The sequence below is a fragment of the Streptomyces sp. NPDC047880 genome, from assembly GCF_040706515.1.
In the GTDB taxonomy this organism is placed as follows: Bacteria; Actinomycetota; Actinomycetes; order Streptomycetales; family Streptomycetaceae; genus Streptomyces.
In genome coordinates this window covers 22,940-30,530 of sequence record NZ_JBEZOK010000012.1, presented here as the reverse complement: position 1 = coordinate 30,530, position 7,591 = coordinate 22,940, and the positions used below count along the sequence as shown (strand labels likewise).

At 71.7% G+C, this 7,591-nt stretch carries 7 protein-coding genes; 4 read left to right on the top strand and 3 right to left on the bottom strand.

All coding sequences use genetic code 11. The features are described 5' to 3' along the window. Positions 1-17 precede the first annotated feature (17 nt). Genes AB0937_RS19425 through AB0937_RS19415 form a run of 3 tightly spaced genes read left to right on the top strand, consistent with a single transcriptional unit; the run spans position 18 to position 3,612 of the window. Entirely contained in the window at positions 18-1,124 is a 1,107-nt protein-coding gene (locus tag AB0937_RS19425) for an energy-coupling factor transporter transmembrane component T (protein ID WP_366713426.1), read from the top strand. After that, complete coding sequence (locus tag AB0937_RS19420; RefSeq protein WP_366713185.1) at positions 1,121-2,776, top strand: ATP-binding cassette domain-containing protein; 1,656 nt, start codon at positions 1,121-1,123, stop codon at positions 2,774-2,776. The genes AB0937_RS19425 and AB0937_RS19420 overlap by 4 nt, the downstream gene beginning before the upstream one ends. Further along, positions 2,776-3,612 (top strand): ECF transporter S component, encoded by an 837-nt coding sequence (locus AB0937_RS19415; RefSeq protein WP_366713183.1) that lies wholly within the window; start codon positions 2,776-2,778, stop codon positions 3,610-3,612. The genes AB0937_RS19420 and AB0937_RS19415 overlap by 1 nt, the downstream gene beginning before the upstream one ends. 207 nt (positions 3,613-3,819) lie before the next feature. On the opposite strand, the gene AB0937_RS19410 is transcribed toward AB0937_RS19415, so the two are convergent. Continuing rightward, positions 3,820-5,055 carry a cytochrome P450 gene (locus tag AB0937_RS19410; RefSeq protein WP_366713181.1) on the bottom strand — a complete coding sequence of 412 codons (1,236 nt, stop codon included), beginning with the start codon at positions 5,053-5,055 and terminating at the stop codon, positions 3,820-3,822. 218 nt (positions 5,056-5,273) lie between these two features. Between AB0937_RS19410 and AB0937_RS19405 the strand changes: the two genes are divergently transcribed. After that, positions 5,274-6,443, top strand: coding sequence for a steroid 3-ketoacyl-CoA thiolase (locus AB0937_RS19405; protein ID WP_234845298.1), 1,170 nt, complete (start codon positions 5,274-5,276; stop codon positions 6,441-6,443). Here AB0937_RS19405 and AB0937_RS19400 read toward each other — a convergent pair. After that, positions 6,427-6,702: a DUF397 domain-containing protein gene (locus AB0937_RS19400; RefSeq protein WP_366713179.1), complete on the bottom strand. Its 276-nt coding sequence runs from the start codon at positions 6,700-6,702 to the stop codon at positions 6,427-6,429. The two genes, AB0937_RS19405 and AB0937_RS19400, sit on opposite strands and share 17 nt — an antisense overlap. After that, entirely contained in the window at positions 6,662-7,510 is an 849-nt protein-coding gene (locus tag AB0937_RS19395) for a helix-turn-helix transcriptional regulator (protein WP_366713177.1), read from the bottom strand. The genes AB0937_RS19400 and AB0937_RS19395 overlap by 41 nt, the downstream gene beginning before the upstream one ends. Positions 7,511-7,591: the final 81 nt, after the last annotated feature.

The window sequence follows — 7,591 nt, the reverse complement described above, 5'->3', positions numbered from 1 at the left end:
GTCGTGCCGCCGGGGCGATGGGGGTCCACCCCGGCCCGCCCCGGCCCGGGCGCCGACGCCGAGCACAACTGCACCCCGGCGCCTGGTGGCTGTGGGCGCTCGGCCTCGGTACCGCGGCCACCCGCACCACCAACCCCCTCCTCCTCGGCCTGCTCATCGCGGTCTCCGCCTACGTCGTGGCCACCCGCCGCCCCGACACCCCCTGGTCCCGCTCCTACGGCGCCTTCGTCAAACTCGCCCTCGCCGTGATCATCGTCCGCCTCCTCTTCGCGACCGTCCTCGGCTCGCCCATCCCCGGCACCCACACCCTCCTCACCCTCCCCGAGCTCCCCCTCCCCGCCTGGGCCCAGGGCATCCGCCTCGGCGGCGAGGTGACCGCGGAGGCCCTCACCTTCGCCCTGTACGACGGGCTGAGGCTGGCCGCCCTGCTCATCTGCGTCGGCGCCGCGAACGCCCTCGCCAACCCCTCCCGCCTCCTGAAGTCCCTCCCGGGCGCCCTGTACGAGCTGGGCGTCGCGGTCGTCGTCGCCCTCACCTTCGCCCCGAACCTCATCGCCGACGTCCGGCGCCTGCGCGCCGCCCGCCGGCTGCGCGGCCGTCCGGACCGGGGCGTCCGGGGCCTGCTGCAGGTGGGACTGCCGGTCCTGGAGGGCGCGCTGGAGCGCTCCGTCTCCCTCGCCGCAGCGATGGACGCCCGCGGCTACGGCCGTACCGCCCGGGTCCCGCCCGCCGTGCGCCGTACCACCGCCGCCCTCACCGTCGGCGGCCTGCTGGGCGTCTGCGCGGGAACGTACGGGCTGCTCACGGCCGAGGGAGCCGCGTACGGCCTGCCCGTACTCCTCGCGGGTCTCACCGCCGCCCTCGCGGGTCTCAAGCTCGGCGGCCGCCGGTCCCTCCGCACCCGTTACCGCCCGGACCGCTGGGACGTGCGGGCCTTGCTGGTCGCCGCCTCCGGCGTCGCGGTCGCGGCCCTGCTCGCCCTCTGCGCGGCCCGCGACCCCGCGGCCCTGCACCCGGGCGTGGTCCCCCTGGCCGCCCCCGCCCTCCCCCTCTGGCCGGCCGCGGCCGTACTCCTCGGCCTGCTGCCCGCGTTCGTCGCCCCCGACCCCAAGGAGCCGTCGTGATCCGCTTCGAGGATGTCTCCGTGACCTACGACGGGGCCGGCACACCCACCGTCCAGGGCATCGACTTCGAGGTGCCGGAAGGTGAACTCGTCCTGCTGGCAGGCCCGTCCGGCGTGGGCAAGTCCACCGTCCTGGGCGCGGTCGGCGGGCTCGTCCCGCACTTCACCGGCGGCACCCTGCGCGGCCGGGTCACGGTCGCCGGCCGCGACACCCGCACCCACAAGCCGCGCGAACTGGCCGACGTGGTGGGCACGGTGGGGCAGGACCCGCTGTCGCACTTCGTCACCGACACCGTCGAGGACGAACTCGCCTACGGCATGGAGTCGCTGGGCCTCGCCCCGGACGTGATGCGCCGCCGCGTCGAGGAGACCCTCGATCTGCTCGGCCTCGCCGGCCTGCGGGACCGCCCGATCGCCACCCTCTCCGGCGGCCAGCAGCAGCGCGTCGCGATCGGCTCGGTCCTCACCCCGCACCCGAGCGTCCTCGTCCTGGACGAGCCGACCTCCGCGCTCGACCCGGCGGCCGCCGAGGAGGTGCTGGCCGTCCTCCAGCGGCTCGTCCACGACCTCGGCACGACGGTCCTCATGGCCGAGCACCGGCTGGAACGCGTCATCCAGTACGCCGACCGGGTCGTCCTCCTGCCCGGCCCGGGCGCCGCCCCGGTCCTGGGCCCCCCGGCGGAGGTGATGGCCGTGTCCCCGGTGTACCCACCGGTGGTGGCCCTGGGCCGCATGGCGGGCTGGACCCCCCTCCCCCTGACGGTCCGCGACGCCCGCCGCAAGGCAGGAGATCTCAAGCGAGAGCTGGAAAACGCCGCCCCCAAGGGGCGCGGGGAACTGCGCGATCACCCACGAACGACCCGCTCCCGCCGGCACGAGGCACTCCCCACCCCCATAGGCGAAGTACGAGCCCTCTCGGTCACCCGCGCCCGCATCCAAGCCCTCAGCCACATCGACCTCACCATCGCCCCCGGCGAGACCATCGCGCTCATGGGCCGCAACGGCGCCGGAAAATCCACCCTCCTCAACGCCCTGGTCGGCCTCGTCAAGCCCAGCTCCGGGACCGTCCGTCTGGGCGAAGCCACACCCCACCGCACCGCCCCGAAGGACCTCGTCCGCAAGGTCGGCCTGGTCCCGCAGGAGCCCCGCGACCTGCTCTGCGCCGACACCGTCGCCGCCGAGTGCGCGGCGGCCGACCAGGACGCGGGCGCGGTCCCCGGCACCTGCCGCGCCCTGGTCTGCGAGCTGCTGCCCGACGTCACCGACGGCACTCACCCGCGCGACCTCTCGGAGGGGCAGCGGCTCGCGCTCGCCCTGGCCGTGGTGCTGACCGCGCGGCCCCCGCTGCTCCTGCTGGACGAGCCGACCCGGGGCCTGGACTACGCGGCGAAGGCCCGGCTGGTGGCGGTGCTGCGCGCACTGGCCGCCGACGGGCACGCCATCGTCCTGGCCACGCACGACGTGGAGCTCGCGGCCGAGCTCGCGCACCGGGTGGTGCTGCTGGCCGAGGGCGAGGTGATCGCCGACGGCCCGACGGCCGACATCGTGGTGTCCTCGCCGTCGTTCGCCCCGCAGGTCACGAAGATCCTGGCGCCGCAGCACTGGCTCACGGTCACCGAGGTCCGCGCGGCCCTGCACCCCGAGGCCGGCTGATGGGCGCCCCGACGACCCGCGTGCGGCAGGCCCGGGCGGTCCGCCTCGGTCCGCGCTCCGTCATCGCCCTGGCCTTGGTCAGCGCGGTGGGCGTCGCAGGTTTCACCTGGCCCTTCCTCGCCCCGCCGACCTCACGGCTCAGCGCGCACGCGCAGGACGCGCCCTGGCTCTTCGCGGGCCTGCTGGTGCTGCTCGTGGCGGTCGCGGGTGCGGCAGTGGCGGAGGCCGGTCTCGGCCCGAAGGCGGTCGCGATGCTCGGTGTGCTGGCCGCCACGGGAGCGGCCCTGCGGCCGATCGGTGCCGGTACCGCCGGCATCGAGCCGATGTTCTTCCTGATGGTGCTGAGCGGGCGGGTGCTCGGCCCGGGCTTCGGGTTCGTCCTCGGCTCGGTGACGATGTTCGCGTCGGCGCTGCTCACGGGCGGGGTCGGGCCGTGGCTGCCGTTTCAGATGCTGGCGATGGGCTGGTTCGCGACGGGGGCCGGCCTGCTGCCGGGCCCGGACCGGCTGCGTGGCCGGGCCGAGCTCGTGATGCTCGCCGGATACGGCTTCCTCGCCGCGTTCGCGTACGGCACGGTGATGAACATGGCGGGCTGGCCGTTCATGGGTGCTCTCGCCTCGAACGTGGCCTTCGACCCGCACGCGCCGGTCGCCACGAACCTGGCCCGTTTCGTCGCGTACTGCGTCGCCACCTCGCTCGGCTGGGACCTGGGCCGGGCCGTCGTCACGGTCGTGCTGACCCTCACCGTGGGGCCCGCGGTCCTCAGGGCGCTGCGCAGGGCCACGCGCCGGGCGGCCTTCGAGACGCCGGTCACGTTCGAGGCGTCCCGGCAGTGAGGCCCCCCACATGACCCGCGTCACGTACGAAGCGGGGCCGTAGCAACAACTCCCCGGTCACCCCCACGGGAGTGGGCGGACATGCGGCCCGGCCTAGTAGGGCGGGCTTTGCGGGCACGACCGGGGCCCTGTTTCTCTGGACGACCAGGCGGCGGCCCCCTGATCCCCGGGGCCGCCGCCTGTGCCATGTCCGGACCGGTACGTACGTCAGCCCGTGCTCACCGGCAGCTCCTTCACACCGTTGATCCACGCCGACCGCAGGCGCCGTGGATCCCCGACGAGCCTCAGCCCGGGCATGGCGTCGGCGATCGCGTTGAAGATGAGGTTGATCTCCAGGACGGCGAGGGACTTGCCCAGGCAGTAGTGCGGGCCGCCGCCACCGAAGCCGAGGTGCGGGTTGGGGTCGCGGGTGACGTCGAAGGTGTCCGGGTCGTCGAAGACCTCGGGGTCGTGGTTGGCCGAGGCGTAGAACAGGCCCAGCCGGTCACCCTTGCGGATGCGCTTGCCGCCCAGTTCGGTGTCCTGGGTGGCCGTGCGCTGGAAGGCGGCTACGGGGGTCGCCCAGCGCACGATCTCCTCCGCCGCCGTGTCCGGGCGGTCGCTCTTGTACAGCTCCCACTGTTCAGGGTGGGTGAGGAAGGCGTGCATGCCGTGGGTGATCGCGTTGCGGGTGGTCTCGTTGCCCGCGACGGCCAGCATCAGTACGAAGAAGCCGAACTCGTCGGAGCTGAGGTTGCCCTCGTCCTCCGCCGCGACGAGCTGCGTGACGATGTCGTGGGCCGGGCACTGCTTGCGGTCGGCGGCCATGTTCATCGCGTAGGCGATGATCTCCGTGGCCGACTCGGCACCGACCTCCTCGGTGATGGCGTACTCGGGATCGTCGTACGCGATCATCTTGTTGGACCAATCGAAGATCTTGTCCCGGTCCTCCTGGGGGACGCCCATCAGCTCGGCGATCGCCTGGAGGGGCAGTTCGCAGGCGACCTGGGTGACGAAGTCGAACGGCCCGGTGTGCGCGCGGGCGCCTTCGACGATGGAGTGGGCCCGGGCCCGCAGCCTGCCCTCCAGCGCCCGGATCGCCCGGGGCGTGAACCCGCGCTGCACGATCTGCCGGACCCGGGTGTGCTCCGGTGGGTCCATGTTCAGCAGGATCAGCCGCTGCGCGTCGATGGAGTCGCGCTCGATGTGCTCGTTGAAGCGGATGATCGCCGTGTTCAGGTACGACGAGAACAACTCCGGGTGCGTGGAGACGTACTTGACGTCGGAATGCCGGGTGACCGCCCAGTAGCCCTCGTCCTGGAAGCCGGCGAGACCGGCCGGCTGCGGCACCCAGCAGACGGGTTCGGTGCGGCGCAGCTCCGCGAACTCCGGCAGGGGCACGCGGCGGTGCAGCAGGTCGGGGTCGGTGAAGTCGAACCCGTCGGGCAGCGCGGGACAGGGCATGGGCGGCTCCCACCACTCGTACCGACTCATCGGCCTGACGGCCCATCAGCTGTGCGGAGTTGCGGTGACGGTAGTAACGGGTTCTACAAGTAGCAAGAGGCACGGGCCCGCCAATTGCCCGCACGACTATTGCGGTCACCGAGCGACCCTCAGCACACTGCTTGCAGAACTAGAACGCGTACTAGTTCCGCTGAGCCTCCCGGAGAGGACCCGCACCCATGGCTGCCGAACCCGTGATCGTCGAAGCCGTACGCACCCCGATCGGCAAGCGCGGCGGCGCGCTCGCCAACCTCCACCCCGGCTACCTCCTGGGCGAGACCTACCGCGAACTCCTGGGCCGCACCGGCATCCCCGCGGACTGCGTCGAGCAGATCGTCGGCGGTACGGTCACCCACGCCGGCGAGCAGTCCATGAACCCCGCGCGCACGGCCTGGCTGGCCATGGGGCTCCCCTACGAGACGGCCGCGACGACCGTGGACGCGCAGTGCGGGTCCTCCCAGCAGGCCTCGCACATGGTGGCCAACATGGTCGCGGCGGGCGTGATCGACGTCGGCATCTCCTGCGGGGTGGAGTCGATGTCGCGGGTGCCGCTGGGGTCGGGTTCGAAGCACGGTCCGGGCAAGCCGTTCCCCGACGAGTGGAACGTGGACCTGCCCAACCAGTTCGAGGCGGCCGAGCGGATCGCCCGCCACCGGGGCCTGACCCGCGACGACGTCGACGCGCTGGGTCTCGCCTCGCAGGAACGGGCCGCCCACGCCTGGGCTGAGGAGCGCTTCAAACGGGAGACGTTCGCGGTGCAGGTCCCCACGACCGAGGAGGAGCAGCACGCCGGGCAGGGCATGTGGCGCCTGGTCGACAAGGACGAGGGCCTTCGCGACACGACGGCGGAGGCGCTGGCCGCGCTGAAGCCGATCATGCCGACGGCGGTGCACACGGCCGGGAACTCGTCCCAGATCTCCGACGGCGCGGCGGCGATCATGTGGGCGTCGAAGCGGATGACCCGGGCGCTGAAGCTGCGGCCCCGGGCCCGGATCGTGGCCCAGGCCCTCGTGGGATCCGACCCCCACTTCCACCTCGACGGCCCGATCGACGCGACGAACGCGGTGCTGGGCAAGGCCGGGATGTCGTTGAAGGACATCGACCTCGTGGAGATCAACGAGGCGTTCGCGTCGGTGGTGCTGAGCTGGGCGCGGGTCTTCGACCAGGACCTGTCGAAGGTCAACGTCAACGGCGGCGCGATCGCGCTCGGGCACCCGGTGGGAGCGACCGGGGCCCGGCTCATCACGACGGCTCTTCATGAACTGGAGCGCGCGGACAAGGAGTTCGCGCTGATCACGATGTGCGCGGGGGGCGGTTTGGCCACCGGCACGATCATTCAGCGGTTGTAGACGTCCAGTTGATGAACGTGGTGAAGGCGGCGGGATCGAGGGTGAGGATCGGTCCCGCCGGGGTCTTGGAGTCGCGTACGGCGATGGTGGCAGAGGTCTCGGCGACCTCTACACATTCACCGCCTTGGTCACCGCTGTAGGTCGACTTGCGCCAGGCCAGCGCCCCGATCGGCGCGCATTCGACGCATTCGCCGCCTTGATCGCTGCTGTAGCTGGACTTACGCCACTGAGTCCCCGCCGGAAGCGCGTTGCTCGCCATAGCGTTCCTCCATCACTCGCCGGATCAACTCCGCCGAATCCCTGAGGGAGAGCGCGGCGGCCTGCAGATGATCGTAACGGAGCGAGCAATCCTTGACGGTGCCCGGATTCGCGGTCGGATGCCCGCTGCCGTAGCCCTCTGTGTAGACGATGGCCGCGTCGCTCGCGAACCGGAAGAGGGTGAACGAGCCTTGCATTCCTGCATGCTCACCGGCAGAGAACGGCAAGATCTGGATATTGACCGCGGGGATGCGCTCGAAGGCCAACAGATGAGCCAGTTGCCCTCGCATGGTCTCCCGGCCGCCCACCTCCTGGTACAGGACGGATTCGCTGATGACCATCCAGAGGACCGCGGCCTGCCCCTTCTCCAGGATGCGCTGTCGAGCCAACCGGACGGCAGTGCGGTCTTCCAGGTCGGTGTCGTCCAGCACTCCGAGCACGGCACGTGCGTACTGGGGGGTCTGCAGAAGGCCGTGAATGGCATGGGTCTGGAAGGTACTGATCTCCGTCGCCCGCCCCTCCAGCTCCGCCACCTGCTGGAACCACGCCGGAAGCCGACTCCGCAACACCAGCTCGACCAGCCGGGAGAACATACCGTCCGTCCCCAGCGCCGCATCCGCCCGTTCACTGAACTCAGGCGTCGGAAGTTTCCTGGCGGTCTCGATCTGGCCCACCAACGAGCCGGTGTAGTTGAGGATGTCCCCCAACTGCCGCTGGGTCAGCCCGGCGGCCTCCCTGTGGCGTCGCAGCTCGAAACCGTAGTAGTCGAGCGGCGACGCACCCGGGTCGAGGGAGTTGATGTGGGTCACTGCAAAGCCCCTCTCACGCAACACGGTCCACAACGGAACCGGTTGTATCCGTTCCGTAGCCGAGGGTAGTCACCGCACGTC

Bases quoted from the DNA above. Each gene is read 5' to 3' on its own strand.
- AB0937_RS19425 (WP_366713426.1), top strand. From the start codon at position 18: ATGGGGGTCCACCCCGGCCCGCCCCGGCCCGGGCGCCGACGCCGAGCA.
- AB0937_RS19415 (WP_366713183.1), top strand. From the start codon at position 2,776: ATGGGCGCCCCGACGACCCGCGTGCGGCAGGCCCGGGCGGTCCGCCTC.
- AB0937_RS19410 (WP_366713181.1), bottom strand. From the start codon at position 5,055: ATGCCCTGTCCCGCGCTGCCCGACGGGTTCGACTTCACCGACCCCGAC.
- AB0937_RS19405 (WP_234845298.1), top strand. From the start codon at position 5,274: ATGGCTGCCGAACCCGTGATCGTCGAAGCCGTACGCACCCCGATCGGC.
- AB0937_RS19400 (WP_366713179.1), bottom strand. From the start codon at position 6,702: ATGGCGAGCAACGCGCTTCCGGCGGGGACTCAGTGGCGTAAGTCCAGC.